This window comes from Nocardioides zeae, assembly GCF_010686755.1.
GTDB classification, from domain to species: Bacteria; Actinomycetota; Actinomycetes; order Propionibacteriales; family Nocardioidaceae; genus Nocardioides; species Nocardioides zeae.
The window spans coordinates 23,985-50,320 of the sequence record NZ_JAAGXA010000020.1; the positions used below are offsets into that span (position 1 = coordinate 23,985).

At 73.2% G+C, this 26,336-nt stretch carries 27 protein-coding genes and 1 pseudogene; 21 read left to right on the top strand and 7 right to left on the bottom strand.

The genetic code is table 11. The features are described 5' to 3' along the window. Positions 1-9 precede the first annotated feature (9 nt). From G3T38_RS19475 to G3T38_RS19565, 19 genes are all read left to right on the top strand, one after another. On the top strand, positions 10-1,674 hold the full coding sequence (locus G3T38_RS19475) for an AMP-binding protein (protein ID WP_163774297.1): 1,665 nt from the start codon (positions 10-12) through the stop codon (positions 1,672-1,674). 64 nt (positions 1,675-1,738) lie between these two features. Next, positions 1,739-2,893, top strand: a complete 1,155-nt coding sequence (locus G3T38_RS19480) for an acyl-CoA dehydrogenase family protein (protein WP_163774299.1) — start codon at positions 1,739-1,741, stop codon at positions 2,891-2,893. Between the two features lies 1 nt (position 2,894). Further along, on the top strand, positions 2,895-3,683 hold the full coding sequence (locus G3T38_RS22390) for a PaaI family thioesterase (RefSeq protein WP_163774301.1): 789 nt from the start codon (positions 2,895-2,897) through the stop codon (positions 3,681-3,683). 90 nt (positions 3,684-3,773) lie between these two features. Further along, positions 3,774-4,343, top strand: coding sequence for a TetR/AcrR family transcriptional regulator (locus G3T38_RS19490; protein ID WP_163774317.1), 570 nt, complete (start codon positions 3,774-3,776; stop codon positions 4,341-4,343). Between the two features lie 303 nt (positions 4,344-4,646). Next, entirely contained in the window at positions 4,647-5,786 is a 1,140-nt protein-coding gene (locus G3T38_RS19495) for an ABC transporter substrate-binding protein (protein WP_163774318.1), read from the top strand. Positions 5,787-5,913: 127 nt separating this feature from the next. Continuing rightward, a complete protein-coding gene (locus tag G3T38_RS19500) occupies positions 5,914-6,801 on the top strand; it encodes an ABC transporter permease subunit (protein ID WP_163774319.1) in 888 nt (295 codons plus the stop codon). After that, entirely contained in the window at positions 6,798-7,730 is a 933-nt protein-coding gene (locus G3T38_RS19505) for a branched-chain amino acid ABC transporter permease (protein WP_163774320.1), read from the top strand. Before G3T38_RS19500 ends, G3T38_RS19505 begins: the two co-directional genes overlap by 4 nt. Beyond that, positions 7,727-8,554, top strand: a complete 828-nt coding sequence (locus G3T38_RS19510; RefSeq protein WP_163774321.1) for an ABC transporter ATP-binding protein — start codon at positions 7,727-7,729, stop codon at positions 8,552-8,554. Before G3T38_RS19505 ends, G3T38_RS19510 begins: the two co-directional genes overlap by 4 nt. Beyond that, positions 8,538-9,257 carry an ABC transporter ATP-binding protein gene (locus tag G3T38_RS19515; RefSeq protein WP_163774322.1) on the top strand — a complete coding sequence of 240 codons (720 nt, stop codon included), beginning with the start codon at positions 8,538-8,540 and terminating at the stop codon, positions 9,255-9,257. Before G3T38_RS19510 ends, G3T38_RS19515 begins: the two co-directional genes overlap by 17 nt. Positions 9,258-9,348: 91 nt before the next feature. Then, complete coding sequence (locus G3T38_RS19520) at positions 9,349-10,722, top strand: acyclic terpene utilization AtuA family protein (protein ID WP_163774324.1); 1,374 nt, start codon at positions 9,349-9,351, stop codon at positions 10,720-10,722. Beyond that, positions 10,719-11,057: an AtuA-related protein gene (locus tag G3T38_RS19525; RefSeq protein WP_163774326.1), complete on the top strand. Its 339-nt coding sequence runs from the start codon at positions 10,719-10,721 to the stop codon at positions 11,055-11,057. Before G3T38_RS19520 ends, G3T38_RS19525 begins: the two co-directional genes overlap by 4 nt. Beyond that, positions 11,054-11,902 (top strand): phosphate acyltransferase, encoded by an 849-nt coding sequence (locus G3T38_RS19530; protein ID WP_163774327.1) that lies wholly within the window; start codon positions 11,054-11,056, stop codon positions 11,900-11,902. The genes G3T38_RS19525 and G3T38_RS19530 overlap by 4 nt, the downstream gene beginning before the upstream one ends. 24 nt (positions 11,903-11,926) lie before the next feature. Then, the gene (locus tag G3T38_RS19535; protein ID WP_163774329.1) at positions 11,927-13,525 is read left to right on the top strand and encodes an acyl-CoA carboxylase subunit beta; all 1,599 of its coding nucleotides are present in this window, start codon (positions 11,927-11,929) and stop codon (positions 13,523-13,525) included. A gap of 7 nt (positions 13,526-13,532) precedes the next feature. After that, positions 13,533-15,512, top strand: a complete 1,980-nt coding sequence (locus tag G3T38_RS19540) for an acetyl/propionyl/methylcrotonyl-CoA carboxylase subunit alpha (protein WP_163774331.1) — start codon at positions 13,533-13,535, stop codon at positions 15,510-15,512. Beyond that, positions 15,509-16,303 carry an enoyl-CoA hydratase/isomerase family protein gene (locus G3T38_RS19545; RefSeq protein ID WP_163774333.1) on the top strand — a complete coding sequence of 265 codons (795 nt, stop codon included), beginning with the start codon at positions 15,509-15,511 and terminating at the stop codon, positions 16,301-16,303. The genes G3T38_RS19540 and G3T38_RS19545 overlap by 4 nt, the downstream gene beginning before the upstream one ends. Further along, positions 16,300-17,151 (top strand): TIGR03084 family metal-binding protein, encoded by an 852-nt coding sequence (locus tag G3T38_RS19550; RefSeq protein WP_163774337.1) that lies wholly within the window; start codon positions 16,300-16,302, stop codon positions 17,149-17,151. Before G3T38_RS19545 ends, G3T38_RS19550 begins: the two co-directional genes overlap by 4 nt. After that, the gene (locus tag G3T38_RS19555) at positions 17,148-17,606 is read left to right on the top strand and encodes a hypothetical protein (RefSeq protein WP_163774339.1); all 459 of its coding nucleotides are present in this window, start codon (positions 17,148-17,150) and stop codon (positions 17,604-17,606) included. The genes G3T38_RS19550 and G3T38_RS19555 overlap by 4 nt, the downstream gene beginning before the upstream one ends. Further along, the gene (locus G3T38_RS19560; RefSeq protein ID WP_163774341.1) at positions 17,603-18,076 is read left to right on the top strand and encodes a MaoC family dehydratase; all 474 of its coding nucleotides are present in this window, start codon (positions 17,603-17,605) and stop codon (positions 18,074-18,076) included. Before G3T38_RS19555 ends, G3T38_RS19560 begins: the two co-directional genes overlap by 4 nt. Then, positions 18,073-19,023: a TIGR03617 family F420-dependent LLM class oxidoreductase gene (locus G3T38_RS19565; protein WP_163774343.1), complete on the top strand. Its 951-nt coding sequence runs from the start codon at positions 18,073-18,075 to the stop codon at positions 19,021-19,023. The genes G3T38_RS19560 and G3T38_RS19565 overlap by 4 nt, the downstream gene beginning before the upstream one ends. 870 nt (positions 19,024-19,893) lie before the next feature. On the opposite strand, the gene G3T38_RS19570 is transcribed toward G3T38_RS19565, so the two are convergent. Continuing rightward, positions 19,894-20,997, bottom strand: coding sequence for a hypothetical protein (locus tag G3T38_RS19570; RefSeq protein WP_194247594.1), 1,104 nt, complete (start codon positions 20,995-20,997; stop codon positions 19,894-19,896). 59 nt (positions 20,998-21,056) lie between these two features. On the opposite strand from G3T38_RS19570, the gene G3T38_RS19575 reads away from it, so the two are divergent. Next, the gene (locus G3T38_RS19575; RefSeq protein ID WP_163774345.1) at positions 21,057-21,566 is read left to right on the top strand and encodes a DUF2382 domain-containing protein; all 510 of its coding nucleotides are present in this window, start codon (positions 21,057-21,059) and stop codon (positions 21,564-21,566) included. Between the two features lie 28 nt (positions 21,567-21,594). Here the strand turns inward: G3T38_RS19575 and G3T38_RS19580 are convergent, their stop codons facing one another. Both G3T38_RS19580 and G3T38_RS19585 read right to left on the bottom strand, forming a co-directional pair. After that, positions 21,595-22,431, bottom strand: coding sequence for an oxidoreductase (locus G3T38_RS19580; RefSeq protein WP_163774347.1), 837 nt, complete (start codon positions 22,429-22,431; stop codon positions 21,595-21,597). Positions 22,432-22,448: 17 nt separating this feature from the next. Continuing rightward, positions 22,449-23,834, bottom strand: coding sequence for an MFS transporter (locus G3T38_RS19585; RefSeq protein WP_163774349.1), 1,386 nt, complete (start codon positions 23,832-23,834; stop codon positions 22,449-22,451). A 52-nt stretch (positions 23,835-23,886) separates the two neighbouring features. On the opposite strand from G3T38_RS19585, the gene G3T38_RS19590 reads away from it, so the two are divergent. Then, positions 23,887-24,351 carry a winged helix-turn-helix transcriptional regulator gene (locus tag G3T38_RS19590; RefSeq protein WP_163774351.1) on the top strand — a complete coding sequence of 155 codons (465 nt, stop codon included), beginning with the start codon at positions 23,887-23,889 and terminating at the stop codon, positions 24,349-24,351. Positions 24,352-24,381: 30 nt separating this feature from the next. On the opposite strand, the gene G3T38_RS19595 is transcribed toward G3T38_RS19590, so the two are convergent. The 4 genes and pseudogenes from G3T38_RS19595 to G3T38_RS19610 all read right to left on the bottom strand — a co-directional run. Continuing rightward, the gene (locus G3T38_RS19595; protein WP_163774352.1) at positions 24,382-24,669 is read right to left on the bottom strand and encodes a hypothetical protein; all 288 of its coding nucleotides are present in this window, start codon (positions 24,667-24,669) and stop codon (positions 24,382-24,384) included. Beyond that, positions 24,666-25,271 carry a cytochrome c oxidase subunit 3 gene (locus G3T38_RS19600; protein WP_163774354.1) on the bottom strand — a complete coding sequence of 202 codons (606 nt, stop codon included), beginning with the start codon at positions 25,269-25,271 and terminating at the stop codon, positions 24,666-24,668. The genes G3T38_RS19595 and G3T38_RS19600 overlap by 4 nt, the downstream gene beginning before the upstream one ends. Beyond that, positions 25,268-25,996, bottom strand: coding sequence for a hypothetical protein (locus G3T38_RS19605; RefSeq protein WP_163774356.1), 729 nt, complete (start codon positions 25,994-25,996; stop codon positions 25,268-25,270). The genes G3T38_RS19600 and G3T38_RS19605 overlap by 4 nt, the downstream gene beginning before the upstream one ends. Further along, positions 25,993-26,336, bottom strand: a pseudogene (locus G3T38_RS19610) (ABC transporter ATP-binding protein); the annotation flags it as partial. The gene G3T38_RS19605 and the pseudogene G3T38_RS19610, both read right to left, overlap by 4 nt.

Sequence of the window (26,336 nt, forward strand, 5' to 3'; positions counted from 1 at the left end):
GGAGGACCCATGGACCAGCTCGCCCCCGAGTTCGACGTCGTCTCCCTGTTCGACCGCCGTGCCGACCAGCGCTGGAACCGCGTGAGCGTCGCCGACATCGTGGAGCGCCTGACCTGGAGCGTCCCGGAGAAGGAGGCGCTGGTGGGCGCCGAGGGCGCCTACGGCGACCCGGCCTTCGCCCGGTTGACCTTCCGGGCGCTCGACACGCTCATGAACCGCGTCGGTCACGCCCTGCGGGCCGCCGGGCTCGAGCGCGGCGACCGCGTGCTGATGATCTGCGAGAACAGCGTCGAGGGCTACGCCTTCAAGCTGGGCGCCGCCAAGGTCGGTGTCGTGGTGGCACCGCTCAACCCCAACCTGGCCCCTGACGTCGTGGCCCACCTCGTCGAGCGCCTCGAGCCGCGTCTCCTCGTGGCGGACGCCGAGCTGTGGCCCAAGGTGGCCCCGGCCTTCCCCGACGGTCACGCGCCGGACGTGACGATCGAGGTCGGCGGCGGCCGCGTCGGCGACAGCCGGACGTTCAGCGAGCTCGTCGCCGACCAGCCGACCGACGAGCCCGTCGCCCGTGTCCACGGTGACGACATCTGGGAGATCCTCTTCACGTCGGGGACGACGGCGATGCCCAAGGGCGTCATGGAGTCGCACACGACGGTGACGCTCGCGGCGCACGGCTTCGCGCTGAGCCTGACGCGCGGCCTGCGGTTCGAGTCCGACGTCAAGGTCGCGACCTTCCTGCCGATGATGTACCACGTCGGCCACTACGTCTTCGCCCTCGCCGCGATGGTCGCCGGCGGGTCCGTCGTGCTCGGGCGCAGGCCGGACCCGGCGAGCATCGCCGCCGCTGTCGAGGCCGAGCGGGCCACCGCCCTGTGGGGTGGGGCGCCCGCGATGCTCAAGGCCCTGCTCGCGGAGGTCGACGAGCGTCCCCGCGACCTCTCGAGCCTGACCGTCGCGGTCTACGGCTGGGCGGCCCTCCCGCCGACCGTGCTCAAGGGCCTCCGGCACCACGCCCCCGACCTCCAGGTGGTGGAGATCTTCGGGCAGACCGAGTCGATCGCGTGCCACCGGTTCTGGCCGGACATGCACCCCGACGTCTACGAGGCCACCGCCCCCCAGCAGAACTACGTCGGGCTGCCCAGCCCGCTGCTCGCCTCGCGCGTCGTCGACATCGAGGGCCAGCCGCTCGACGGGCTCCCGGGGGTGGCCGGTGAGGCGGTCTACCGGTCGCCGGTCATCGCGGCGGGCTACTACAAGGACGAGGCCGCCACCCGCGAGGCGTTCCGGGACGGCTGGTTCCACTCCGGCGACAGCTGTCTCTACGACAACCAGGGCCTGCGCGTCATGGTCGACCGCTACAAGGACCTGGTGAAGTCGGGCGGCGAGAACGTCTCGACGATCCGCGTCGAGGCCGTGGTCGCCCTCCACCCGGCCGTCGCCAAGGTGGCCGTCGTCGGTCTCCACGACGAGCGGTGGGGCGAGGCCGTCACCGCGGTGGTCGTCCCGGTGGACGACTCCGGGACCTCGCCGACCCTGGAGGCGGAGATCATCGCGTTCGCCCGGGAGCGCCTGGCCGGGTTCGAGACGCCCAAGCGCATCGTCTTCCAGAGCGCCCTGCCGGAGACCGTGGGCGGCAAGGTCATGAAGTACAAGCTGCGCCAGGCCCTACAGGCCTGAGCGCGCTCTCCCTCTCCCATCTCCCCGTGGCGCAGGTCGCCACCGCCCGACCCGAGGACAACCCATGAACTTCGAAGAGAGCTACGAGCACGCCAGCCTCCGCAAGACCGTCGCCCAGGTGTGCGCGGGCTTCGGTGACGACTACCTCCGGCGCGTCATCGCCGAGGACGGCCGCACGCACGAGCTGTGGTCCGCCCTCGGCGAGGCGGGGCTCCTCGGCGTCAACCTCCCGGAGGAGTACGGCGGGGGCGGCGCCGGCATCGCGGAGCTCGCCATCGTCGTGGAGGAGGCAGCGGCCTCGGGCAACCCGCTGCTCCTGCTCCTCGTCTCGGCCGCCATCTCCGGCGAGGTGCTGAAGGACGTCGGCACGGACGAGCAGAAGGCGCGGTGGCTGCCCGCGATGGCCGACGGCTCCGACAAGATGGTCTTCGCGATCACGGAGCCCGACGCGGGCTCCAACAGCCACCAGATCAGCACCAAGGCCGTGCGGGACGGCGACGACTGGGTGCTCTCGGGCACCAAGTACTACATCTCCGGCGTCGACGAGGCCTCCAACCTCCTCGTCGTGGCGCGCACCGGGACGAGCCCGTCGGGTCGGGGCGAGATGACGCTGTTCGTCGTCCCGACCGACGACGAGCGGCTCCACCGGGCCCTCATCCCCGTCGAGGTGCGGGCGCCCGAGAAGCAGTACACGCTCACCTTCGACGGCGTCCGGGTCGGCGACGACCGACGGGTCGGCGAGGTGGGGCGCGGCATGGACGTCGTCTTCCGGGGGCTCAACCCCGAGCGCATCACGGGCGCGGCCATCGAGACGGGCATCGCGCGGTACGCGCTGGGCAAGGCCGCGGCGTACGCGCGCGAGCGCACGGTGTGGGGCGGCACGCCCATCGGTGCCCACCAGGGGGTGGCCCACCCGCTGGCCGCCGCCGCGATCGACGTCGAGCTGGCGCGCCTCATGACGTCGCGGGCCGCGTGGCTGCACGACAACGGCCTGCCGGCGGGGGAGTCGTCGAACATGGCGAAGTACGCCGCGGCGGACGCGGCCCTCAAGGCGCTCGACGCCGCGATCCAGGCCCACGGCGGCAACGGCCTCGCCACGGAGTACGGCCTCGCCCACCTGTGGGGGACGGCGCGCCTCCTCAAGGTCGCCCCCGTCAGTCGCGAGATGGTGCTGAACTTCGTCGCGACCCACACCCTCGGTCTGCCCCGGTCCTACTGACGTGGGCGTCGCGCCCCGGCCGCTGACGGTCGTGACGAGCGGCCCGGAGCAGCTCTTCGGCGTCTCGCCCGTCGCGCAGGAGGGAGCCGAGCTCGTCGCGACCATGCCGCTCGGCCCGGGCACGCGCGTGGGCGGCCGCCCCCAGGCCGCCGCGCTCGGGGTGCTCGTCGACGACGTGCTCGGCTACGCGGTCAACACCCTCGCCGCGGGCTGGTCGGTGAGCACCGAGGTGTCGATGGACCTGCTCACCCCGCTGCCCGCCGACGGGTGGGCGGAGTGCCGGGCGCGGGTCGTGCACGCGGACGCGACGGGAGCCGTCACCGAGGGCGTGGTGACCGTGGGCGGGGACGTCGTGGCGCGGGCGGTGCTGCGGGGCCGGTTCCGTGACCACGAGCCCGATCCCGCGGTGCTCGCCGCGGGGCGCACCGTCGACCTCGGTCCGGTCGACCGCACCGACCTCGACACCGTGCTGGGCGGCGGGGTCGCCCAGCGGGCCCGCGGCCTCACGGTGCGGACGTCGTCGCGCTTCGCCAACCCCCTGGGCAACCTCCACGGGGGCATGCACGTCTGCTTCCACGAGCGCGCGGCGGCACTGGCCGCCCCGACGCTGCCGTCGACGGCCTCGGTGCGGGTGCAGCTCGTCCGCGGCGTACCGACCGGGGTCGACCTCGAGCTCGTCCCGCGCGTGCTGCACGCCGGCCGCACCCTCGCCGTCGTCGGCGTCGAGGCGCGGGACGGCGACGGCCGGCTCTGCAGCGCGGCCACCGTGGTGCGCCACCACGGGACCTGACGTCGCGGGTCCGCACCGGCAGCGCCGTACGGCGTTGCTAGGGTCCGGGTCCGGAAGTGGTCGGCACCGCGGAGCGAGGGGGTGGGTCTGGTGGCGCAACGCACCCGCGACCCGGACCGTCGGGAGAAGATCCTCGAGGCAGCTGCCGGCCTCCTCGCCGACAACGGCTACCACGCCGTGTCCATGGCCGAGATCGGCGAGCGCGCCGGCATCGTCGGCTCGGGCATCTACCGCCACTTCGGCTCCAAGGCCGCGATCCTCGTCGAGCTCTTCGAGCGCGTCATCGACGACCTGCTCGAGCAGGGGCGGGCAGCGGTGGAGGGCACCACCGACCTGGCGGCGGCCCTCGACGAGCTGGTGCGCGGCCAGGTCGGCTTCGTCGTGCACAAGCGGCACCTCGCGCAGATCTACCACAACGAGATCTCCAACCTCCCGCGCGAGGACCAGGTGCGCCTGCGCCGCAAGCAGCGCCTGTACCTCGAGGAGTGGGTGCACGTGCTGGCCGAGCTCGAGCAGACGAGCGAGCCGGTCACCCGCACGCGGGTGAACGTCGCCATCGGAGCCATCCAGGCGGTGCTCTTCCACCAGGTCGTCCTGCCGGACGACGAGCTGACCGCGATGCTGACGAAGTCGGCGCACGCGATCCTGACACTCGCCTGACCGCCCGGGACCGGGTGTCCCGCGCGGCGTCGCGCTCGACCGCATTAGTGAACGGTCGTTAACCTCCCTGCCTCGTCGGGCGGCTCGGTCGGTCACGGCGCGCCCGCCCTGGCGTCCTTGCATGAGGCAACTGCGCTAGTCCACCCACCTCTAGTGAATGACAAATCACGAAATCCTTGTGAATCCAGGTTCACTCGTGCCACGCTGTGCGCCACGTCACACAGATGGAGGAGCGGCATGGAACGGTGGGTTGGTGGACGCGTCGTCAGGACGCGTCGGTGCTGGGTCGGGGGTGTGGCGGCGATGTCGGTCGTCGCCCTCGCCGGTTGCGGATCGGCGGGCCCGGCGGCCTCGGGTCCGCAGGGCGGCGACGGTCTGCCCGACACGGTGCGGCTGATGGTGAGCGCCCCGCTCACCGGGCCGGCGGCGTTCGCGGGCACGGAGGCCGAGAAGGGCTACGAGCTGGCCGTCGAGGAGATCAACGAGTCCGGCTTCCTCGGCGAGGGCGTGACCCTGGAGATCGACGTCAAGGACACCCAGGCCTCCGTGCAGAAGGCCGCGAGCGACTTCACGGCGGCGGTCTCGGACCCCGAGGTGTCGGCGGTCCTCGGTTCGCTGAGCAGCGGTGAGGCCGTGGCGCAGTCGCCGATCGCCGAGAACCAGAAGATGCCGACGGTCTACATCCAGGCCGGCTCGCCCGGTGTCGTCCTCGGCGACTACACCTACCGGTTCCCGACGCCGATGAGCGAGTACTACGACGTCCTCTCGACCTACGTCGAGGAGGAGGGCTGGGACTCGGTGGGCGTCGTCTACGCCCCGTGGATCCCCACGCTGAAGGACGTCGGCGAGGTCGCCCTGCCGGCCATGGCCGAGGAGCTCGGCATGGAGGTCACGGCGTCCGTCGCGACGCAGCAGACGACGCAGGACTTCAGCGCGCCGATCGAGCAGGTACTCGCGAGCGACCCCGACGTGGTCTCGATCCTCCAGATCGGCCCGGCGAACGCCACCGCGATGCAGCAGCTGCGGCAGGCCGGCTACGACGGTCCCGTCCTCGGCAACTCGTCGGCGGGCGCGGGCACGCTCGCCCCGGCGGGAGCGGCCGGTGCCGGCATGGTCTGGCCGGTCGACTTCGCCCCCGGCGCGGACGACCCGGCGGTGCAGGAGTTCGTCGAGCTCTACCGCGAGGCCAACGACGGGGAGGACCCGTACCCCTACGCCGCCGAGGCCTACGACGCCGTGTGGTTCGTCGCCCGTGCGCTCAAGGAGGCCGACAGCGCCGGCCGCGAGGAGCTCAAGGACGCGATGGCCACCATCGCCGCCGAGCCCTGGACCGGTGCGCTCGGCACGGACCACACCTTCGAGGACAACAGCCTCGTCGTCGGTGGCGTGGCCGTCGAGTGGGACGGCTCGCAGGAGAACGTCCTCTACAGCGCCGAGCGCTGAGCGCGTCCGCGGCCCCGCGGCCGCGGAGCGCCGCGGGGTCGGGGACCGGCGCGTCCGGTCCCCGACCCCGCCCTCGCCCACGGTCCCGACGGACCGGACCACCGTCACCAGAGAGGGGACGCCTGCTGTGCAGGAACTCGTCGCCATCGCGAGCCTCGGCTCCGTCTACCTGCTCTTCGCGCTCGGCCTGAGCACCGCGTGGGGCACCATCGGCATCCTGAACTTCGCCCACGGGGCGATCTTCGTCTCGGCGGCCTACGGCTGCTACGAGCTGCTCGAGGTGCGGCAGCTGCCCGTGCTCGTGCTCGCCGTCGTGGCGGTGCTCATCGGCGCCGCCATGTCGCTCCTCATGCAGGTGCTCGTCTTCGACCAGGTGCGACGTCGCGCCTCGAGCGAGCGCGCCGCCGAGACGCGCATCCTGATCGGGGGGATCGGCGTGGCGATGCTGCCCATCGCCCTGGCCTCGCACCAGACCAAGAACCTGGCGTTCGGTCTCTCGGCCTCGGGCTTCGAGGCCAGCGTCTGGACCATCGGCGGCGTCCGCGTCAGCTCGGTCCAGGTCGCCACGGTGGTCTGCGCCGTCGGGGCGGCCGCCGCGCTGGCGTGGTACCTGCGCCGTACCCGCGCCGGGCTCGCGCTCCGGTCGCTCGGTGTCGACGACCAGGTGGCCGCGCTGATGGGCATCGACCGACGCCGCTACGCGTGGGCGACCATGGCGGTCGCCGGGGGCCTGGCCGGCCTGGCGGGGGTGCTGCTCACGCTCAACCTGGGCGCGATCTCCGCCGAGAGCGGCGACGCGCTCCTCATCAAGGCCTTCGCCTGCGTCGTGCTCGGCGGAGTCGGCAGCACGCTCGGCGTCGTCGTCGGCTGCTTCACGCTCGCCGCCTCCGAGGTGTGGGTGCTGACGCAGACCAGCGGCATGTGGGTCGAGGCGGTGTCCTTCGGGATCATCTTCGCCGTCCTCCTGCTGCGCCCCCAGGGCATCTTCGGCCGCCAGGAGGTGCGACGGGTATGAGCGCCTTCTACGCCTCCAACCTGGTGCTCGTCCAGGCCACCCTCGTCGCGATCCTGCTCGCGCTCAGCATCCAGGTGCCGCTCCGCCTCGGCGTGTTCTCGCTCGCCGGTGTCGGGTCCTACGGCATCGGTGCCTACGTCTCCGCCAACCTCGTGCTGCGCGAGGAGATGGGCGCGGTCCCCACGATGCTCGTGTCCGGCCTGGTGGCTGCGGCGGTCGGCCTGGTGCTCGGCGTCGTCATCTACCGGCTCGCCGGGCTCTACCTGGCGATGGCCACCATCGCCTTCGACCTGACGGTCGGCGTGGTGGCGCTGAACGGCGGGGAGTGGACGGGCGGACCCGTCGGCCTCTTCGGGGTCTTCGCCGACCTCACCATGGGCCTGCTGTTCGGCACGGTGGTGCTCGTGCTCGTGCTGGTGCACCTCACCGAGGTGGGCCGGCTGGCGCGCCGCATCACGACCGTCCGGGAGGATCCGGAGCTGGCCGCCTCCATGGGGGTGAACGTCCGGGCCTACCGCCTGACCGCGTTCGTCGTCAGCGGCTTCCTCGGCGGGCTCGCCGGCTGCCTCAACACCCTGACCCGCTCGGCCGTCGGCCTGCAGGACGTCAGCTTCCACCTCGTCGTCGTCGCGCTCACCACGATCATCGTGGGCGGTGCCCTGTCGTGGCGTGGCGCCGTGATCGGCGCGGTGCTCTTCACGTGGCTGCCGAGCGTCCTCGAGGTCGTCGGCGAGTGGCAGGAGTTCGTCTACGGGCTCATCGTCGTGCTCGCGGCCATCTTCCTCCCCACCGGCCTCTACGGCCTGTGGTGCTCGGCCCGCCGGCGGGTCGTGGAGCGGTTCCGGCCGCCCGTGCGCCCGCGGCGGCCGGACGAGCCCGACGTACCGGCCGCCACGGTGGCCCCCGAGCACGAGGTGGCAGCCCGATGAGCAGCCCGAGCACCCGGCACGGCACGGTCCCTGCCGGACCGGCGGACCCTGTCGACGTCCCGGGCACCGGGACCGCGGTCCTCGAGATCCGGGACCTGGCCGTCCACTACGGCGGCGTGAAGGCCGTCGACGGCATCACGATGACGCTCGCCGAGGGCGGGATCTCCGGCATCATCGGCCCGAACGGGTCCGGCAAGAGCACGCTGGTGGCGGCGCTGACGCGGTTGACCCGCCTCACCCGCGGCGAGCTCACGGTCGGCGGCACCCGCTACGAGCGGGTCCGCCCGGGCCGGGTCCCGGGACTGGGGATCGCGCGCACGTTCCAGACGGTGCGGCTCCTGGGCGACCTCTCGGTCGCCGCCAACGTCCAGCTGGGGTACGACGCCCGGTCGCGCGCCGAGCGTCGCGCGCCGCTGCGGGGCCTCCCCGGCCCGGTGGCCGAGGCGCTCGAGCGCACCGGCCTGACCGACGTCGCCCGGGCCCGCCCGTCCGAGCTGTCCTACGGCACGCAGCGCCGGGTCGAGATCGCGCGCGCGATCGTGATGGACCCGCGGCTGCTCCTCCTCGACGAGCCGACGGCGGGCATGAACGCCGCCGAGCGGGTCGAGATCTCCGCGCTGATGCGGCAGCTGCGCTCGGAGGGGCTCTCGCAGCTGCTCATCGAGCACGACGTCCAGATGATGCTCGACACCTGCGACCACCTGTTCGCGATGGCGCAGGGTCGCCTGCTGACCGAGGGGCGGCCGGCCGACGTGGTCGCCGACCCACGGGTCCAGGAGGCATACCTCGGGAAGGGGTGGAAGGCCGATGCTGCAGATCAGTGACCTGCACGTGAGCTACGGGCACGTGGAGGCCGTCGCCGGGATCGACCTCGAGGTCCGGCCCGGCCAGGTCTCGCTCGTCCTCGGGCCCAACGGCGCGGGCAAGAGCACCACGCTCAACGCCGTCGCCGGGGTCGTGCGACCGGCCCGGGGATCGGTCCGGGTCGGCGACCTCGACACCACGGGCCTCCCGGCCCACCGGGTCGTGGGAGCCGGGGTCGCGCTCGTCCCCGAGGGCCGTCGCGTCTTCGCGCCGATGACGGTCGAGGAGAACCTCCGCCTGGGGGGCCACACGACGGCGCCGGGCCGGGCGCGCGAGGTGCTGGAGCGGATCTGGGAGATTTTCCCCGTGCTCCACGAGCGGCGCCGGGGGGCAGCCGGGCTGCTGAGCGGCGGGGAGCAGCAGATGCTGGCCTTCGGGCGTGCGCTGGTGTCCGACCCGGCGTTCGTGCTGCTCGACGAGCCGTCGATGGGTCTCGCCCCCGCCATGGTCGACGTCGTCGTCGAGAAGGTCGGGCTCATGGCCGAGAGCGGGATCGGCGTGCTGATGGTCGAGCAGAACGCGGAGGCCGGTCTCGGCATCGCCTCCGACGTGACGGTGGTGAACCGCGGGCAGGTCGCCTTCCGCGGCACCAGCGCCGAGGTGCGCGCCGACGCGTCGGTGCTGCGCGCCTTCCTGGGGGAGTCCGCGCTCGCCGAGGGCTGAGCCACGCGCCGTACGAAAGCCACGACGGGACCTTGACAGGATCCGTCCGCCAAGTAATAGTGAATTCACTTTCACTAAAGAAGGAACGACGATGACACGCAACGTGGTGAGGGTCGGCAACGGCCAAGGTTTCTGGGGCGACTCCGCCCGCGGTCCGCTGCAGCTGGTGCAGGGCGGGGGCATCGACTACCTGACGATGGACTTCCTCGCCGAGGTGACGATGAGCATCATGCAGAAGCTCCGCTCGCGGAACCCGCAGGCGGGCTACGCGACCGACTTCGTCGCCCAGCTCGAGCGGATCCTGCCCCACTGCAAGGAGCACGGGATCAAGGTCATCGCCAACGCCGGCGGGGTCAACCCGGAGGCGTGCGCGGCGGCCGTCGACGACGTGGTGCGCCGGTTGGGGCTCGACGTCGTCGTCGCCACCGTCGGCGGGGACGACGTCATGGCGGACCTGCCGCGCCTCCTCGAGAGCGGTCACGGACTGACCAACATGACGACCGGGGCCCCGCTCGCGGACGAGCTCGACCGGGTGCAGAGCGCGAACGTCTACCTCGGGGCGTTCCCGATCGCCGAGGCGCTCGCCGCCGGTGCCGACGTCGTCATCACCGGGCGGGTCACGGACCCGTCGCTCACGCTGGCGCCGCTCATCCACGAGTTCGGCTGGACCGAGGACGACCACGACCTCCTCGCGGCGGGCACGGTCGCCGGACACATCCTCGAGTGCGGCACGCAGTGCACGGGCGGCAACTACGACCGCTGGGAGTCGGTGCCCGACCTGGCCGGCATCGGCTACCCCCTCGTGGAGGTCGCCGCGGACGGGACGTTCGTCGTGACGAAGAAGGCCGGCACCGGCGGACTCGTCGACGTCGGCACGGTCACCGCCCAGCTGCTCTACGAGCTGGGGGAGCCCGAGCGCTACCTGACCCCCGACGTCGTCGCCGACTTCACCTCCATCCGCCTCGAGCAGGACGGCCCCGACCGGGTGCGGGTGCACGGGGTGCGCGGCAGCGCGCCCACCGACACCTACAAGGTGTCGATCAGCACCCTCGACGGGTGGCGCACGACCGCCCAGCTGACGGTCGGCGGACCGGATGCCGCGGCCAAGGCCCGCCTCACCGCCGAGATCCTGCTCGCCCGCCTCGCCGAGGAGGGCGTCGTCTTCCCGGCCGAGGACTGCCTCGTCGAGGTCGTCGGCACCAACGTGCTCTACGCGGACATGCTCCCCGAGCCGGCGACCGCCCCCTCCGAGGTCGTGCTGCGCGTCTCCGTGCGCTCGACCGACAAGGCGGCCGTCAACAGGCTCGGCGCCGAGCTGGCCTCGCTGCTCACCTCCGGCCCCCCGGGTCTCACGGGCTTCGCCGGAGGACGCCCCAAGGCGAGCGAGATCGTCGGCTTCTGGCCGGCCCTGATCGAGAAGTCGGCCGTCGAGGCCCGCGTGCAGGTGAAGGAGGTCGTGGCATGAGCACGACGACCGTTCCGCTGGGCCGGGTGGCCTCGGCCCGCTCGGGAGACAAGGGCGCCGACGCCAACATCGGGCTCTGGACCGACGACGAGCGCGTCTTCGAGGTGCTGCGGGAGCAGGTGACCCCCGCGCGGGTGGAGGCGCACTTCCGCGCGCTCTGCCGCGGCGGGGTCGAGCGCCACGAGCTGCCCAACCTGAAGGCGCTGAACTTCCTGCTCCACGACGCCCTCGACGGCGGGGGCGCGGCGTCGCTGCGCACCGACGCGCAGGGGAAGACGCTGTCGCTCGGCCTGCTGCAGATGACCGTCGAGGTGCCCACCGAGCTGCTGGGATGACCGTCCGGATCGGGCTCGCCGACGCGCAGGACGCCCGCGTCCAGGAGGCAGCGGCCCGCCTCGTGGCCGCCGGTCGGGTCGTGCCGGTCCTCGTCGGGACCGCCGGCGACGACGCACCGCCCGGTGCCGAGCGGGTCACCGCGCCGGCGGGCACGAGCCCGGTCGACCACCTCGCCCGGCTGGTGGCCGAGGGCATCGTGGCCGCCGGTGTGGGCGGCAGCCTCACCTCCAGCGCCGAGATGGTCCGCGCCGGCATCCGCCGGTTGCGGCGCGGTCGCCTCGTCTCGGCCTGCTTCGCGATCGGGGGCCCCGAGGGCCGTTGGACGACGTACGCCGACTGCGTCGTCGTCCCCGACCCCGACGCCGCGCAGCTGGCCGAGATCGCGGTGACGGCGGCCGAGCACCACGAACGCACGTTCGCGGAGCGCGCCCGCGTCGCCATGCTCTCGTTCTCGACGGCCGGCAGTGCGGCCCACCCGCGGGTGCTGCTCGTGCAGGAGGCCACGCGCCGGGTGCGGGAGGAGCGACCCGACCTGCTCGTCGAGGGCGAGGTGCAGTTCGACGTCGCCGTGGACCCGCGGGTGGCCGCCCGCAAGGCGCCCGGGTCCCAGGTCGCCGGGGCCGCGAACGTGCTGGTCTTCCCGTCGCTCGAGGCCGCCAACATCGCCTACAAGGTGGCCGAACGGGTCGGGGGCGCCACCGCCCTCGGGTCGTTCGTGCTCGGGCTGGACCGCCCGTGGGTCGACCTCTCCCGCGGCTGCTCCACCGACGACATCGTCGCCACCGTCGACCTGCTCGCCCGCGCCGAGAGCGCCCACCGGGCATCGGACCCGATGGCGGGCTGAGCCCGCCCGGAAAGGAAGAGAACGATGAAGGTCCTCACCTCCACCTTCGACCTCGGCTCGGACGTCGCCGTCGCGAACCGCGAGGGCAACCTGGAGCGGATCGCGGAGCTCGACCGGCAGCTCGACCTCGCCATCGCGGGAGGCGGGGAGCGGTACGTCGCCCGCCACCGCGAGCGTGGTCGGCTGCTCGCCCGCGAGCGCATCGAGCTGCTCATCGACCGTGACGCACCGTTCCTCGAGCTCGGCAACGTCGCCGCCTGGGGGACCGAGTTCCCCGTCGGGGCGAGCTGCGTGACGGGCATCGGCGTCGTGAGCGGCGTCGAGTGCATGATCGTCGCCCACGACCCGACCGTGCGGGGCGGCGCCTCGAACCCCTACACGTGGAAGAAGGTGCTCCGGGCCATGCAGGTCGCCCGCGAGAACCGGCTCCCCACCATCAGCCTCGTCGAGTCCGGCGGCGGCGACCTGCAGCGGCAGGCCGAGCTGTTCGTGCCCGCGGGCAGGCTCTTCCACGAGCTGACCGCGCTCTCGGCGGCCGGTGTCCCGACCATCGCGCTCGTGTTCGGCAACTCGACGGCGGGCGGCGCCTACGTGCCGGGCATGTGCGACTACGCCGTGATGGTGCAGAACCAGGCGAAGGTATTCCTCGGCGGTCCGCCGCTGGTCAAGATGGCGACCGGCGAGGACGCCGACGACGAGAGCCTCGGCGGCGGCGACATGCACGCACGCACCTCCGGCCTGGCGGACTACCTGGCCGCCGACGAGGAGGAGTGCATCGCGATCGGCCGCGACATCGTCGAGCACCTCAACTGGCGCAAGCACGGCACGCCCGCCGCCGCGGAGGTCGACGCACCCGTGCACGACCCCGAGGACCTGCTCGCCATCGCCTCGGTCGACCTGAAGGTGCCCTTCGACCCGCGCGAGGTGATCGCCCGGGTCGTCGACGGCTCGCGCTTCGAGGAGTACAAGCCGCTCTACGGCACGGCCCTCGTCACCGGCTGGGCGACGGTCCACGGCTACCCGGTGGGCATCCTCGCCAACGCGCGCGGCGTGCTGTTCAACGAGGAGGCCAAGAAGGGCGCGGAGTTCATCCTGCTCTGCAACCAGACGGACACCCCGTTGATCTTCCTGCAGAACACGACGGGCTTCATGGTCGGCACGCAGTACGAGCAGAACGGCATGATCAAGGACGGCTCGAAGATGATCAACGCCGTCACGAACTCGAAGGTCCCGCACATCACGATCAACCTGGCGGCCTCGTACGGCGCCGGCAACTACGGCATGTCGGGCCGCTCCTACGACCCCCGTCTGCTCTTCACCTGGCCGAGCTCGAAGACGGCGATCATGGGGCCCGAGCAGCTCGCCGGCGTCATGTCGATCGTCGCCCGCCAGGCCGCGGAGAACGCCGGCCGGCCCTTCGACGAGGAGGCCGACGCGGAGCGTCGCGCGGCGCTCGAGGAGCGCATCGAGGCCGAGTCGCTCGCCCTCTACATGAGCGGCCAGTGCTACGACGACGGCGTCATCGACCCCCGGGACACCCGTGACGTGCTCGGGATGGCCCTGTCGATGTGCCACAACAACGAGGTGACCGGGACCCGTGGGTTCGCGGTCTTCCGGATGTGAGGAAGAGATGATCACCAAGGTCCTGGTCGCCAACCGCGGGGAGATCGCACGACGCGTCTTCCGCACCTGCCGCGAGATGGGCATCGCGACGGTCGCCGTCTACTCGGACGCGGACGCGCAGGCGCCGTTCGTGCTGGAGGCCGACGAGGCGGTGCCCCTGGGGGGCGCCACCCCCGCCGAGTCCTACCTCCGCGCCGACGCCGTCCTCGAGGCGGCGGAGCGGGTGGGCGCCGACGCCGTGCACCCCGGCTACGGCTTCCTCTCGGAGAACGCCGACTTCGCGCGCCGCTGCGAGAAGGCGGGCATCACGTTCATCGGTCCGGGCGTCGAGGCCATCGAGGCGATGGGCTCGAAGCTGACCGCCCGCGACATGATGGAGGCGGCGGGCGTGCCCGTGCTGCCGGGCCGCGACCTGACCGGCGTGCCGGACGACGAGGTGCTCGCGGTCGCCGAGGCGATCGGCTGGCCGGTCCTGGTCAAGGCGTCGTTCGGTGGCGGCGGCCGCGGCATGCGGGTCGTGCGCGCCGAGTCCGAGCTCCTGGAGGCCATCGCCTCGGCCCGGCGCGAGGCGGGGTCCGCGTTCGGCAACGACACCGTGTTCCTCGAGCACTATGTCGACGAGCCGCGCCACGTCGAGATCCAGATCTTCGGCGACACGCACGGAGCGATCGTGCACCTCAACGAGCGGGAGTGCTCGATCCAGCGGCGCCACCAGAAGATCATCGAGGAGTCGCCCTCGCCGGTCGTGACTCCGGAGCTGCGCGAGCGCATGGGCGCGGCGGCCGTCGAGGCCGGTCGCGCGCTGGGGTACGTCGGAGCGGGGACCGTCGAGTTCCTGCTGGCACCGGGCGGGGACTTCTACTTCCTGGAGGTCAACACGCGCCTGCAGGTCGAGCACCCGGTGACCGAGCTCGTCACGGGTCTCGACCTCGTGCGGCTGCAGATCGACGTGGCCGCCGGTCTCCCGCTGCCCCCGGAGGCCTTCGCCCCCACGATCACGGGGCACGCCATCGAGGCGCGCCTCTACGCGGAGGACGCGCTCAACGGGTTCCTGCCGGCCGCGGGCACGCTCCACCGCTTCGAGATCCCCGAGGTGCCGGGGCTGCGGGTGGACGGCGGCGTCGAGTCGGGCGACGTGGTGAGCACCAACTACGACCCGATGCTCGCGAAGGTGATCGGCTACGGGCGCACCCGCGAGGAGGCGTCCGCCCGGCTCGTCCGTGCCCTCCGGGGGGCCCGGGTCCTGGGCGTCACGACCAACCGCACGCTGCTCGTCGGGATCCTCGAGCACGAGGAGTTCGTGGCCGGCCGCATCGACACGCACTTCCTCGACCGGCTCGACCCGCGCGACCTGGCGCCCACCCCGACGCCGGCGGTGGAGGGCGCGGCGGTCCTCGCCGTCGCCCTCGCGGACCAGGCCCTCGAGCGGGACGGCAGCCGCGTCGTACGGCACGTCGCGTCCGGCTTCCGCAACGTCCGCTCGCAGCTCCAGCACCGCGCGTACGCCGTCGGCGACCGCCGGTTCGACGTCGGCTACGACCTCGGGCGGCGTCCCCGCTTCGAGGTCGACGGGACGGCGCTCGACGTGGTGCTGCACCGGGTGGACCCCGACGGTGTCGACCTGGTGGTCGACGGAGTACGACGCCGGTTCGACGTCGTGCGGGCGCAGGGAGCGGCGTACGTGTCCTGGGCGGACGGCACGCTCGACCTCACGGTGGTCCCGCGGTTCGTCGACAAGGCGGGTGCCCTCGAGGCCGGTTCGCTCCTGGCACCCATGCCGGGCACCGTCGTGCGGGTCAACGTCGCCCCCGGCGACCGGGTCGTCGCGGGACAGACCGTGCTGGTGCTCGAGGCCATGAAGATGGAGCACGCGATCAAGGCGGCCGCCGACGCGGTCGTCGCGAGCGTGCCGGTCAGCACGGGGGGCGCCGTCGACACGGGCACCGTCCTCATCGTGCTGGAGGAGACCGAGGAGGACGAGGCATGAGCGCCACCGGCACGGAAGCCGACACCGACACCGAGGCGGTCCTCTACGAGGTCGTCGACGGCGCCGCCTGGATCACGATCAACCGGCCCGAGGCGCGCAACGCGCTCAACCTGGCGGTGCGGACGGGCCTCAAGGAGCTGCTGCTGCGGGCGGAGGCCGACGACGCCGTGCAGGTGGTCGTGCTCACCGGAGCCGGCGACAAGGCGTTCTGCGCGGGCGGGGACCTCAAGGAGATGGCGAGCACGCGTCTCACGATCCCGCCGCCGGACTTCGTGCCGCAGCCGGGTCGCACCGTGGAGGTCACCAAGCCGGTCATCGCCGCCGTGAACGGGGGCGCGTTCGGCGGCGGCTTCCTCCTCGCCCAGTCGGCCGACCTCGTCGTCGCGGCGGACACCGCGACGTTCGCGGTCTCGGAGGCCAAGGTGGGGCGGGGATCGCCGTGGGCGGCCCCGCTGCCCTGGCTGGTGCCGCCGCGCGCCGCGATGGAGATCCTCCTCACCGGCGACCGGGTGGACGCCCGGCGCGCCCACGAGATCGGCCTCGTCAACCGCGTGGTCCCCGCGGCCGAGCTGCGCGCGGCCACCAGCGCCCTCGTGGCCACGATCGTCGCGAACGCACCGCTGTCGGTGCGGGCGGCCAAGCGCATGGTCTACGCGGTCGCGGAGCACGGGCGCACGCCCGCGTTCGAGGTGGCCGAGGAGATCTGGGCTCCCGTCTACCTGAGCGAGGACGCGCAGGAGGGGCCGCGCGCCTTCGCGGAGAAGCGCCGTCCCCGCTGGCAGGGGCGATGAGCACGCCGGCGGCGGTCGTCGCCGGCCTGGTCGAGGACCTCCGCGCCGAGCGCGACGCGCTGCTCGCCCTGCTGCGCGAGCAGCCCGCGCACGTGTGGTCCCTGCCGACGCCCGCGGCGGGGTGGTCGGTGCACGACGAGATGGCCCACCTCGCGTTCTTCGACGGCGTGACCCGCACGTGCATCGCCGATCCCCCGGCGTTCGTCCGCTTCCGCGACGAGGAGATGGGTGACCTGCAGAGGTACGTCGACGGGGTGGGCCCGCAGCACGCCCACCTGTCGGGCACCGAGGTGCTCGACTGGTGGGAGCGCGAGTCCGAGGGGCTGCTCGTCGCCGCGGCGGCCGCGGACCCGAGCACCCGGGTCCCGTGGTTCGGCCCGTCCATGAGCCTGGCGTCCAAGCTGACCGCCCGCATCATGGAGACCTGGGCGCACGGTCAGGACGTGGTCGACGCCCTGGGGGCCCGTCGCGAGCCCACCGACCGGCTGCGGCACGTCGCCCGGATCGGGGTGCTGGCCTTCCCCAACAGCTACCGCACGCGGGGGCTGGCCGTCCCGGACGTGCCGGTGCGCGTCGACCTCGAGGCACCCGACGGCGCCCGGTGGTCGTGGGGCGACCCGACGGCGGTCCAGGTGGTGCGGGGCCCGGCCGAGGACTTCTGCCTGGTCGTGACCCAGCGGCGCCACGTGGCCGACACCGCGCTCGAGACCGAGGGCGACGTCGCCGCGGAGTGGATGACGGTGGCGCAGGCGTTCGCCGGCCCGCCGGGAGCGGGCCGGGAGCCCGGGCAGTTCCCCGGGGCCGCGCGCCTCCCCGCGTCCGCGGTCGCGACCACGGGAGACGCGTGAGCACCGCGGGGTCCGTCGGCCCGGCCCGGATGCGGGACGGGGCGTTGCGGATCCAGGCGTTCGAGGACTGGCTGCTGCGCGACGCGCTCGGCGCACCCACGTCGGGCGAGCGACCGCACGGTGCGTGGACCGTCGTCGGGTCGTTCCGGGGCATGGGGGAGGGCCTCGACGGCCTCTTCCGGATGCTGGGCGCCGGCACCGACGACGGCGTCATGTTCGGCGAGTGCCGCATCGAGCAGGTCCGGCCGCTGGAGCACGAGCGGGAGTACGTGGTGCGGTGCGAGGTGCTCGGCGCCACCCGGCGCACGGGGCGACGGGTGCCGGTGTTCGACGTGGTCGAGTACGTCACCGAGATCGTCGAGCAGTCCGCGGGCCCCGACGGGACGGCGACCGAGGTCGTCGCGGTGCGGTGCCACGCCTCGATGATCGTCCCGCGGCCGGAGGCGGCGGCGTGAGGCCCCCCGCCGCCCCTGCCGTCACCGCCGAGGCGGTGGGCGACGACCTCCCCGACCTGGCCGTGACCGTCCGGGCCGAGGCGATGAAGCCGACGGCGCTCCTGCTGCGCGACCCGAACCCGATCCACCTCGACCCCGCGGTGGTCCGGGGCCTCGGCCTCGGCGACCGCGTCATCAACCAGGGTCCGCTCAACGTGGGCTACCTGTGGGAGATGCTGGCGCGCTGGACCGGTGACGCCGGGCTCGTGCGCAGCCTCGACGTCCGGTTCACCAGCAACGCCTTCGCCGGCGAGGTGCTCGTGGCGGGCGGCGTCATCGAGGACGTGGCGGATCCGGCGGACGGCGACCGCATCGCCACCTGCGCGGTGTGGTTGTGCGCCGAGGACGGTCGCGACGTCGTCCGCGGCACCGCGCGCGTCGTGCTCCCGCCCCGCCCGACGACACCTGACGACGGAGGAGACCCCCGGTGAAGATCGACCTCTACCCGGGCTTCGGCCTGGAGCTGGGCACCGCTGCCTCGGTGGCGCGGACCGCCGTGGAGCAGGGCTATGACGGGCTGTGGGCGCTCGAGGCGCCGCGCGAGCCGTTCTCCCCGCTCGCCGTGGCGGCCCTGGCCGCTCCGGGCCTGCAGCTCCGCACCTCCGTGGCGGTCGCCTTCGCCCGCAACCCGATGGTGACCGCGGGACTGGCCCACGAGCTCGCCCGGGTCACGGGCGGGGGCTTCGTGCTGGGGCTCGGCACCCAGGTGCGCGCCCACGTCGAGCGGCGGTTCAGCGAGACGTGGTCGGAGCCCGTGCAACGGATGGCCGACTACGTCGCCGCCCTGCGCGCGATCTGGGCGTGCTGGAACGAGGGGGTCCCGCTCGAGCACGTCGGCAGCCACTACCGGCACACCCTGATGACCCCGATGTTCGACCCCGGTCCGTCGGGCGTCGGCGCACCGCCCGTGCACCTCGCGGCGGTCGGGCCGGCGATGGTCGCCATGGCCACGGAGGTCGCCGACGGCCTCGTGCTGCACCCGCTCACCTCGCCCCGGACCTACGAGGAGCGCGTGGCCCCCGCCGTCGGCGACCGCCGGCGCTCCGGCGGGTTCGAGCTCACGTGCCCGGTCCTCGTCGCGACGGGCACGACGGACGAGGAGGTCGACGTCGCGCGCCACGCCGTGCGCAAGCAGATCGCCTTCTACGCCTCGACCCCGGCGTACCGCTGGGTCCTCGACCTGTACGGCGAGGGCGAGCGCGCCGACCGCCTGCGGCAGATGTCGCGCGAGGGTCGCTGGGACGACATGACGGCCCTGGTGACCGACGAGCTCCTCGACGAGTTCGCCGTGACCGCGAGGCAGGAGGACGTGCCTGCCGCCCTCGAGGCGCGGTGGGGCGCGGTCCTCGACCGCGTCGGCGTCTACCAGCCCTACTGACCGACCCGCACGCCCGCACACCCGCACGCCCGCACGCCCGCACACCCGCACACCCGGGGCTGCACAAGACCAATCCGCTCGGAAAACGACGGCACCAAGGTCCCCCTTCAGAAATGTGGAGGACCTTGGTAGCACGGCGGACTGACAGTTGAGGCGTCAGCCGCTGGCCACCTCCGCCGTCCGGCCCGCTCTCGGCGTACTGGACCAGGCACACCGGGCACCAGAGGTGCGGGGTGCTGCCCCCACTTGCTCATGCGCGTGCGGTTCGGGCCAGTGATGATGAGGACGTGCTCCAGGCACGTCGCCGCCCAGTGCTCGCCTGAGTCCGCCTCGCGTCCCGCACCTCGGCGGCCTGAGCGTGTCGGTCAGCGGGCGTACCGCGCTCGACAGCGACGGCGACGGCGACACCGGGGGCGAAGTGGGCGACGAGCGGGAGCCCGGTCGTCGCCGCCACCAGTTTCGCGGTGAGCCGGGTCGGTTGGTTGCTGTTCCTGCTGGCGGTCCCCCGGAACGGGCGGCTACGGCGGAGTCGTCGCAATCCGAAGGGATGTATGTCTCTGTGGTTCGGTGCGTAGGCGGTTCGCAGTGGCCCACCTCGTCGAACTCGCCGCGCTTGTTCACCAGGACCCGCGATCACGACCCGCAGCAGTGGATCTGGCCAACGTTTATCCAACGTTTTGGGCTGCGATCCAACGTTTTCACGACGTTTTGAGGATGACCGAAGGTGATGCGTGATGAGCCGCAGTGAGGAGAGTAAGAGTCGCTGACCTGCGATTACATGCACTGGGATGACGTCTGATGACCCGAGCGCGGTCCGCGATGAGCGCCCGGAAACCAGTCCGCTGGTTCAGGGTTCGAGTCCCTGGTGGCCTACCCCCGCTCGTCCGGGTCGATCGCGCGGCCCGCGGTTGAGGTCCCCGGCTGCGTCGGGTCCAGCGCCGGGTCCAGCGCGCCGGCCCGCTCCGCCTCGCGCCGATCGACCAGCTCGACGTAGACCGCCCGCACGCCGATGGCCCGCTCGAGCTCGCCGAGCACCCCGGAGAAGAACTGGCCGCGGAAGGTGTCGTCGGTGACGGCGACGACGGTGAAGTAGAGCCCGGAGAACGCGGCGAGGAACACCGACACGGCGAGCAGCTCCGCGCTCAGTCCGGGCAGTCCGGGCACGGTGGTCACGGAGTCGGCCGTCCAGGCCTCGGCGACCTCCGGGCGCATGGTCAGCACGCCGAACAGCACGAAGAAGGCGAAGACGGTCGCGGCGACGACGAGCACCTGCACGCCCTGGACGACCAGGAGCACGAGCAGCAGGTTCCAGCGCTCGAACCTCGTCAGCTCCGCGTGACACGTGGGCGGCGGCCCGTCGTCGTCCACGAGCCGCTGTGCGTCGGCCTCGAGCGGCGTGCCTCGGCACGCCTGGACGAGCAGCGCTTCGTCGACGTGGTCGTCGACGCGGTCGACCTCCTCGGGCAGGCGGACGAGCAGGAAGGCGACTGCCATGGCCCCGAAGAGCAGCACCGTCAGCCACAGGAAGCCGGTGGGCAGGCTCGCCGCCATCTGCCACACCTCGGCGTTGATGAAGAGGAACGTGACGAACACGAGCAGCAGCGGCAGGGCGCGGGTCACGGTCGGCAGCAGCTGGCGCAGGCTCCCGAACGTCCGTCCCACGGCCCAGGTCACCACAGGTCGCGCCCCGAGGGCGACCACGGCGTACGTCGCCACAGCCGCCCCCGCGGCGGTGAGCACGGTCGCCGGCGCGAGGGCGTTGTCGGAGCCGAGCCACGCCAGCGCGCCGCCCGCCAGCGCGGCGGCGACGACGACGAGCGCCAGGCGGGGTACGACGCGGGTGGGCCGCAGCGCGCCGCGCGCCCGGGCCCGTCCCGACGCGACGAAGTACGGGAGGCCGTGCGTCGCGAACCAGCGCTCGGTGGCGGCCAGGCGAGCGGACTCGGACTCAGACTGGGAGGGGAGCGGATCCATCAGCACAGGCTCCCACCCCCCCCCGTCGGCTGCTCGGCGAACACCGGTCCTGGGGCGCGGTGTCCACGATCCGGCGAGCTGCCGCTCCGACGGACCAGCCAGTCGTCGCCCTCACCGCCGACGCCACCCTGGAGGACGGTCGGCTCACCGTCCCGTTCACGAAGGACCAGGTCGAGGGCGCTCCCTTGATCGACCTCGACGAGGGGCACCTCCACGAGGTGGAGGAGGCGCGGCTGTGGCAGCACTACCACCGTGACGACGAGCGCGACGGCGCGCATGACGGCGAGCACCCCGGCGCTGACCGCGGCAGGCGCCACGGTGGCCACCGCGACGAGCCACGGCAGGGAGACACCGCCGAGCGTCCCGTGCTCGGAGGTGACGCGGCGCCCGGACCGTACGCCTCGGGGGGACCCGTCCAGGTCGGACCGACCGAGCAGGTGGGCCGGTCGCGCCTGCGGCGCTTCGTCACGACGGAGTACGAGACCCGCACCGTGCCCGTGCGCAAGGAGCGGGTGGTCGTCGAGACCGACCTGGCCGACACCGACCCGGAAGGCCCGCGAGCGGGCTGAGCGGCGCCGGGCGGAGCGACGAGACGGATCAGACGGGAAGCCGGTTGAGCTTCCTGATCGACCGGTCGAACCCGGCCGCCGGCACGAACCGGCGCAGGAGAGCGGTGCGCGAGGCGGACGGGCCGGCCGGGTAGCGCAGCCGCGGCGCGGTGTCGGTCGCGGCACGCACGATCGCCTGCGCGACCACGGTCGGCTCGTCGGCGCGTCGCATCGCCGCGGAGACGACGTCGGCTGCGGTGGCGCGGCGCGCGTCGTACGCCGCGAGCGGAGCAGCGGGTGCCGAGGAGCTCTGCTCGAACTGCGTCCTGGTGTAGGCGGGCTCGACCAGCAGCGCCCGCACACCGTGCTCGCGGACCTCGTGGTCGAGGGACTCCGTGTATCCCTCCACCGCGTGCTTGCTCGCGGCGTACGTCGCCATGAACGGTGCCGGGACGAGGCCGAGCACCGAGGAGACGTTGACGATGCGACCCGCGCCCCGGGACCGCATCGAGGGGAGCACGGCGTTCGACATCCGCATCACGCCGAACACGTTGACGTCGAAGACGTCCCGCACCTCGTCGGGCGAGGCCTCCTCGGCCGCGCCGATGGCGCCGACGCCGGCGTTGTTGACGAGCACGTCGATGCGCCCGAAGCGGTCGAGCACCGCGTCGACGAGCGCGCGGACCGACTCGTCGCTGGCGACCTCCAGGTCGAGGAACGTGGCCCCGGCGAGGGGACGGGCCTGTGAGCTCCGGCGGCTGGTGCCGATGACGGTGTGACCGGCGTCGGCGAGGGCCGCGGCGGCGGCGCGACCGATCCCGGTGCTGGCTCCGGTGACGACGGCGACGGGCTGGGCGGGCTGGGACGTGGGCTGGGGTGTGGACACGGTGCTCCTCGGGGGGGTCAGGCGGTGGCAGTGGCGGGGGCGACAGCCGGGCGGGCGGTCACGTGGTCCATGCGCAGGGCGGCTGCGGCGGCCAGCACCATCGCGGCCGCGACGAGGCGCCACGCGTCGGTGAAGCCCGCGGGGGAGCCGGTGTCGGAGAGCACGGTGACGAGCACGGCGATCCCCAGCACGAAGCCGACCTGGCGCGCCATGCTCACGACGCCGCCGCCCGTGGCCGCCTGCGCGGGCGGGAGGGAGGAGGTGCCGGCGGCCAGCAGGTTGGGTACGGCGAGGCCGACGCCAATGCCGCCCAGCACCCACGCGGGCAGGAACGCGGTGGCGAAGGCAGGGTCCGGGCCGAGCGCGGCCGCCTGCCAGAGCGCGGCGGCGCCGAAGAGGATGCTGCCCAGCGCGATCATCCGTCCGGGCCGCGCCCGGGGCGCCAGGCGGTGCGCGAGGGTGGACGTCAGGGGGACGAAGAGCGGGCCGATCGCGACGGCGAGCCCCGTGCGGAGGGCGTCGTAGCCCCAGACCTGCTGCATCCACAGGATGCTGGCGAGCAGCGAGGCGGCGAACCCACCGTTGAACACGAGCATCGCGGCGTTCGCCCAGCGGAAGCCGGACACGGACACCAGGTCCGGGGCGATGACCGGCGAGGGGTGGCGCAGGTTGCGCCGGGCGAACAACGCCAGCGCCAGCACCGACGCGGCGAACGCGGCGATCGTGCGTCCGGACCCCCACGACCAGTCGGGGCCCTGCACGAGACCGAGCACCAGCGCGCCGATCCCGGCGGCGAGGAGGACGGCTCCGAGGAGGTCGGGGACCGGGGTGCCGCGGCCGTGGCGCACGTCGGGGACGTAGCGGATGGTGCCGGCCACCAGGAGGACGCCGGCCGGCAGGTTGATCCAGAAGGCCCACTGCCAGGAGATCTGGACGAGCCCGCCGCCGATGGCGGGGCCGACCGCGGCGGCCACCGCGCCGGTCAGCGCCCAGCCCCGCGCCGCGGCTGCGCGGCGGTCCGGTTCGACCGAGGCCAGCAGGAGGCCGAGGCTGGCCGGCGTCATGGCGGCGGCTCCGACCGCCTGCAGGGCGCGGAAGGCGACGAGCCACCACACGCCCGGCGCCAGCCCGCAGGCCACGCTGGCGACCACGAAGGTGGTCAGGCCGCCGACCAGCCAGGCCTTCTGCCCGTAGCGGTCGGCGAGCCGTCCCATGGGGACGAGGAGCGCGGCGAAGACGACCGCGTAGGCGTTGAGGACCCAGCTCAGCTGCTGGAGGTCGGTCGACGCGAAGTCGGCGGCGATCTGGTCGAAGGCGACGTTCACGATGAAGAGGTCGACGCCGGCCAGGAAGGCCGCGCCGACGAGCACGACCGGCGCGCGTCGCTGACTATGGGTGACCATAGCCAGGAACCGTAGCGGGCTGGCTATGGATCTGCCAAGCTAGGCTGGGGGCATGGCGATCTCCCTGGCAGGCAGGTTGGCGGAACGCGGTGACGTCCCGCTCGGCACCGGGTGCCCGATGGACCGGACCCTCCGGGCGATCGGCAACCGCACCGCGCTGCTGCTGGTGCGTGAGGTGTTCTACGGAACCTCCCGGTTCGACGCCCTCGCGAAGCGGGTCGGCGTCTCCGAGGCCGTCGCTGCGCAGCGTCTGCGCGAGCTCGTCGAGGTCGGGGTGCTGACCAAGGAGCCCTACCGGGACCCGGGTCAGCGCACCCGTCAGGCCTACGTGCTCACCGACGCCGGTCGCGACCTCCTGCCGGTGGTGGTGGCGCTGGTCCAGTGGGGGGCGGCGCACACCGAGGGGACCGCCCCGCGGCGTACGCACGTCGGGTGCGGCGAGCCCGTCGAGGTCGAGCTGCGGTGTGCGGCCGGGCACGTCGTCGGCGAGGCGGACCTGGAGCTCGGGACTGCGTGACGGCGTCCTCGCCTGGCGAGCCGGCCGCCCTCAGGCCACCACCATCACCACGAGCGCGACCCCCACGACCACGAGCCAGGCGTCGAACCAACGCCTCACCCGTGGCAGGTCGCGCAGGCCGACGAACTCCGTCAGCACGATGCGCACCTTGACGAGCGCGAGACCGATGCCGACGACGGCGACGCCGCGGGCCGAGGCAGCGGCGACGGCGGCGTCGGTGGTGAGCGCGAGCCCCGCCACGGTGAGGGCGACGAGCGCGCCGAGTGCACGCAGGGCGCGCCGGGGCTCGTCGGTGCGCGGCGCGACGACGGTGCTCATCGGTGGCTCCCGACGTAGAGGAGCGTGAAGATGACGAGCCACAGCAGGTCGACCATGTGCCAGTAGGCGCCTGCGCTCTCGGCCCAGCGTTCGCTCGCCGGGCGACGCCCGTGTGCGAGGGACCGGCGCCACGTGAGGAGCAGCACCGACCCGATGCCCACGTGGAAGAGGTGGAGGCCGGTGAGCACGAAGTAGTAGGAGAAGAACGGTGAGCTCGTGAGGCCGTGCCCGGACTCGATCGCGTGCACGTACTCCACGCACTTGAGCCCGACGAACACCGCTGCGCAGGCGAGCACGCCCGTCAGGGCACGGCGAGTGCCCGCCACGTCCCCGCTCCGGTGGGCGTGGACGGCGCGCACGACCAGGTACGACGAGCCGAGCAGCACCAGCGTGTTGACACCGCCCACCACGGACGACAGCGACGCGGCCTCGGCCGTGAAGGCGGGTCGGTGGGATCGCAGGTCCCAGGCGTACGCGCCGAAGAACAGTGCGAAGACCGTCATGTCGAGCAGCAGAAACGCCCACATGCCGCCCTCGACGCTGTCGGCGGTACGGCGCGGCTCCCTCGCGGTGGGTCGTCCGGGGGGCAGCAGGGTGGTCATCGGTCCTCCTCGGACTCGTGCAGCAGCGTCACTGCGGCCCGGCGGACGTGCCAGCCCATGACGACCAGCCAGACGGCGTAGCTCGTCAGTGCGAGCCAGAAGATGAGCAGCCCGTGCCAGGCGAACGGCCCGGTGTGGAACGCGTAGGCGAGCACGTCGAAGGTGAAGGTGAAGCCGACCCACAGGTTGAGGTAGCCCACCCACCGCGGGAACACCGACGACGGGTGCGTCAGCACCGCCGTGGCGAGCACCAGGTTCTGGATGACGAACGGGGCCACGGGGGTCAGGAAGAGGAGCCACGCGAGGTCGTTGAGCAGGACCGTGAGGTCCGCCGGCCGGTCGGGGCGGAAGCCCGCCGTGGCCATGACCAGCATCGGCACGACGAGGAGAGCAGCCGTCGTGGCGCCGGCCACGAGCTGCACCTGGGCCAGGAGGGGACGGTCGTCGACGCGGCGGACGAGGTGGCTCATCGCCGCGACGAGCGGGATGACGAGGCTGACGCCGACGGAGGCGAGGGCGATGCCGAGCGGCACGTGCACGCCGCCCGCGTAGAACCGCACGACCTCGGCCGTCGTGCTGCTGGCCCGCAGGGGGAAGGGCAGCACGCCCGCGACGAGCCAGCCGGCGAACGCCACGGCCACGGTCGCGGGGCCGCACCAGCCGCAGATCGCGAGGATCCGCAGCTCGGCCGCCGCCGTGGCGCGCTCGCTCGTCGTGGCGGTCATCGCGCACCCACGAGCGAGCCGTCGCGGAACGACCCGGGGGGTGGGGTGATGCCGTGCTCGCGGCACCACGCGCCCGGCGGGCGCTGGCTGCGACGCGGGATGCCGTTGGAGGGCTCGAGCTGCAACGGGATCGGGGGCAGCGGGGGGAGCTCCTGGCCGGCCTCGGCGGCGAGCTCGCCGGCGTCCTTCTCCTCCGACATCCCGATGGGACCGACGCGCTGGGCGTTGAGGAACTGGCGCACCACCGGCTCCTCCGAGCTCAGCAGCATCTCGCGCGGCCCGAACATCGCCAGGTGCTTGTGGTAGAGCAACCCGATGTTGTCCGGCACCGTGCGGGCGG

Coding starts and splice junctions, on each gene's coding strand:
- G3T38_RS19530 (WP_163774327.1), top strand. CDS start 11,054: ATGACCGTCCGGATCGGGCTCGCCGACGCGCAGGACGCCCGCGTCCAG.
- G3T38_RS19495 (WP_163774318.1), top strand. CDS start 4,647: ATGTCGGTCGTCGCCCTCGCCGGTTGCGGATCGGCGGGCCCGGCGGCC.
- G3T38_RS19480 (WP_163774299.1), top strand. CDS start 1,739: ATGAACTTCGAAGAGAGCTACGAGCACGCCAGCCTCCGCAAGACCGTC.
- G3T38_RS19550 (WP_163774337.1), top strand. CDS start 16,300: ATGAGCACGCCGGCGGCGGTCGTCGCCGGCCTGGTCGAGGACCTCCGC.
- G3T38_RS19525 (WP_163774326.1), top strand. CDS start 10,719: ATGAGCACGACGACCGTTCCGCTGGGCCGGGTGGCCTCGGCCCGCTCG.
- G3T38_RS19540 (WP_163774331.1), top strand. CDS start 13,533: ATGATCACCAAGGTCCTGGTCGCCAACCGCGGGGAGATCGCACGACGC.
- G3T38_RS19475 (WP_163774297.1), top strand. CDS start 10: ATGGACCAGCTCGCCCCCGAGTTCGACGTCGTCTCCCTGTTCGACCGC.
- G3T38_RS19600 (WP_163774354.1), bottom strand. CDS start 25,271: ATGACCACCCTGCTGCCCCCCGGACGACCCACCGCGAGGGAGCCGCGC.
- G3T38_RS19545 (WP_163774333.1), top strand. CDS start 15,509: ATGAGCGCCACCGGCACGGAAGCCGACACCGACACCGAGGCGGTCCTC.
- G3T38_RS19510 (WP_163774321.1), top strand. CDS start 7,727: ATGAGCAGCCCGAGCACCCGGCACGGCACGGTCCCTGCCGGACCGGCG.
- G3T38_RS19520 (WP_163774324.1), top strand. CDS start 9,349: ATGACACGCAACGTGGTGAGGGTCGGCAACGGCCAAGGTTTCTGGGGC.
- G3T38_RS19585 (WP_163774349.1), bottom strand. CDS start 23,834: ATGGTCACCCATAGTCAGCGACGCGCGCCGGTCGTGCTCGTCGGCGCG.
- G3T38_RS19535 (WP_163774329.1), top strand. CDS start 11,927: ATGAAGGTCCTCACCTCCACCTTCGACCTCGGCTCGGACGTCGCCGTC.
- G3T38_RS19505 (WP_163774320.1), top strand. CDS start 6,798: ATGAGCGCCTTCTACGCCTCCAACCTGGTGCTCGTCCAGGCCACCCTC.
- G3T38_RS19515 (WP_163774322.1), top strand. CDS start 8,538: ATGCTGCAGATCAGTGACCTGCACGTGAGCTACGGGCACGTGGAGGCC.
- G3T38_RS19590 (WP_163774351.1), top strand. CDS start 23,887: ATGGCGATCTCCCTGGCAGGCAGGTTGGCGGAACGCGGTGACGTCCCG.
- G3T38_RS19595 (WP_163774352.1), bottom strand. CDS start 24,669: ATGAGCACCGTCGTCGCGCCGCGCACCGACGAGCCCCGGCGCGCCCTG.
- G3T38_RS19605 (WP_163774356.1), bottom strand. CDS start 25,996: ATGACCGCCACGACGAGCGAGCGCGCCACGGCGGCGGCCGAGCTGCGG.
- G3T38_RS19570 (WP_194247594.1), bottom strand. CDS start 20,997: ATGGATCCGCTCCCCTCCCAGTCTGAGTCCGAGTCCGCTCGCCTGGCC.